Raw genomic sequence first — 2,738 nt, forward strand, 5'->3', positions numbered from 1 at the left:
CGGCTGCCGCGCGAACGTCCGTAGCTGCGGGAAGACGTGCCTATAGAGCCTCCGTTGCCGAATCCTCCTAAGTTGCCGCTTCCTGCAATTACACACGATGTTCCTTCTGTCTCCATCTGTATCACCTCTATTTGGGGAGCCAGATACTTTTCTTTTACTTGGTTTTTCATACTTATGCTTGTTTCTTTTAAGTTGATGAATTATTATTTAGTGAAAACCTCTGCGACCCAGCGGTTAAGGACTGTTTCGCAGAGGTTTTTGGGGGTATGCTTAGTTAGGAGCCTTGGGAGTGCCCCAACTACCATCACTCGGAACGTCGGCGTGATTTGACACCTTGCAGTTGGTGAAGCAATTTTCCGTCTGCCATTGGCCCGAACCTTTCGCATAGTTCCACAAGGCGGGGGCGATACCTGACGTAGTGTTATTTTCAGCGTAGTTTTGGAAGCAATACTTAAAGTTCATGGACTTATCCATGAAACGGTTTAATTTCTCCTCTTCGGTCGCGGTGGGATCGACGAATATATTTGCGTTTAACTCCATCTTGGTACATCCAGAGAAGCAAAAGCTGAACTTTGTAGCCATTGTGTTCTTCGCGAAAAGCCCTTCCGGGATTGTGGCTAATGCGTGACAGTTAGAGAAGCACTCGCTGAAGCTGGTAGCTTTTTTGTTATTTGCGAAAAGCCCTTTCGGAATTGTCTGTAATGCGTAACAGCTAGAGAAGCAATTGCCGAAATCTGTAGCCTCTGTGTTGTTCGCGAAAAGCTCTTCCGGAATTGCCTGCAATTCGCTACACTCGTCGAAGCAATAGCTGAAGTCAGTAGCTTTTTTGTTATTTGCGAAAAGCCCTCCCTTGATTGTCTTTAATGCTTCACAGCCTTGGAAGCAACGGCTGAAGTTCTCAGCCTCTGTGTTGTTCGCGAAAAGCTCTTCCGGGATTGTGGTTAATTGGGTACTACTACAGTTGGAGAAGCAAAAGCTGAAGTTTGTAGCCATTGTGTTCTTTTCGAAAAGATTTCCCGGGATTGTCTTTAATGCGCTACAGCGAGAGAAGCAAGAGTTGAAGTATTCAACCTTTGTGTTCTTCGCGAAAAGCATTCCCGGGATTGTCTCTAATGCGGTACAATTATAGAAGCAATAGCCGAAGTTTGTAGCCGCTGTGTTATTCTCGAAAAGTTTTTCCGGGATTGTCTTTAATGCGCTACAGGTAGCGAAGCAATAGCCGAAGTCTTTAGCCACCGTGTTCTTTCCGAAAAGATTTTCCGGAATTGTCTGTAATGCGATACAGTTTTCGAAACAACTGCTGAAGTGTGTAGCCTTTGTGTTCTTTTCGAAAAGATTTCCCGGGATTGTGGTTAATTTTTCGCAAGACTTGAATGTATTATTTAAATTGGAATAATCCATATTGAGCAATGCCGTTTCAAGGCTCACCAGTTTATTTGTGTTGTAAGAGCCGGTTCTTTGCCCAAAATTCAGCACCGGTATTTGCTTTTTATCCGCTGTCGCATCCGAGGTGATGGTGATGGTGTATGTGCCCGCTGCGGCGTAGGTGTGCTGGAATGCGTCACCCGCTGCAAGCGTCGTGCCTTTGGGTACTGCGACAACGGCTGTACCGTCACCCCAATCTACCGTGATATTTGCGGGAGTATTGCCGGATTCGGGGAAGGGAATGCTGAATCCCAGATTGCCACTTTCCACCTCCACGGTGAACCGCATTGAATCAACTTCAACCGTGGATATGAGTGTGTACGATGCGGGATTCGTTTTCTCTACAGTGGTAGTGGCGCTGCCGTAGCCCGCGAAGTTGTAGTAGGTGGGCTTTTCTCCCAGGATTGTCTTATACGCGGTGGCCATTGCGAGCTCGGTGATGGCAGGCAGGAATATTTTGATGTCCGGGTGCGTTCCGGTTATGATGCCGGTCCCTAAGCTTATACCGCCGTTTCCGTTGGCCGCTTTTGTGCCTTCGAATATGAGGGCTGTCATTGTCGTGCACCCTTCAAAGGCGTTGTTTCCTACGCTTTGTATATCAGCGTGCAGGAACATTTCGGTCATCGAGGTGCAATTTTTAAAGGCGCTGTTTCCTATCTTTTTTATTCTTTTGGAGATACTGGCGCGGGTGGCGGGTGCGGCATCGGCGGGCATCGGTTCGTTCTGGATGACTGTGGTCAGTGCCGTGCAGCCTTCAAAGGCATTGTCGCCAATGGCGTCCGCGGGGTCGGGCAGTATGACTTTTTCTAGCTTTGCGCAGTCTGCAAAGCCTGTCACCTCGGCTATGCCGCTGATGCCGGACAGGTCGATGGCGGTGATTTTCTCAGCCTTGTTTTCTTTCAAGAAAGTGGCTAGGGCGGTGATGTCGTCGGTGTTTACCGCGCCCGTCACGGCCAGTTCGGTTTGTTCCGGGGTCGGGGTTATATTGTTCAAGGTACTTTCCAAACTCCCCTCCGTAGCGGGTGGCAGGCTGATGGTTTTGCCGAGTGCTAGCGTGGGTTCTAAGGTATAGCACAGACCGGCTTCCAGCAAGGTGCCGGCTGCGGTTGTCAAATCGCCGGTGTAGGTATTGCCGCTTTCCGTGTTTACGGTGACGGTGAGCAGGTCGTTGCTCAGATCGCATGGAGGTATCATCATGTAGGCTTTCAGCGGCTCCGTGGAGGGGGTATGGTTAGTGATGTCGAGGCTGAGGCTTGACACCGGGGCGTAATCCGTATCCGCTTCGACGGTTAACCCGTCTATTGACGAGCCGG

The 2,738-nt window shown here is 49.5% G+C and carries 1 protein-coding gene; it reads right to left on the reverse strand.

The window, feature by feature from the left end:
- Positions 1-270: 270 nt before the first annotated feature.
- Positions 271-2,738: leucine-rich repeat protein (locus tag BUC01_RS24760; RefSeq protein ID WP_139261924.1), on the reverse strand; the 2,468-nt coding region annotated here is incomplete at its 5' end.

Source organism: Bacteroides stercorirosoris, assembly GCF_900142015.1.
Classification (GTDB): domain Bacteria; phylum Bacteroidota; class Bacteroidia; order Bacteroidales; family Bacteroidaceae; genus Bacteroides; species Bacteroides stercorirosoris.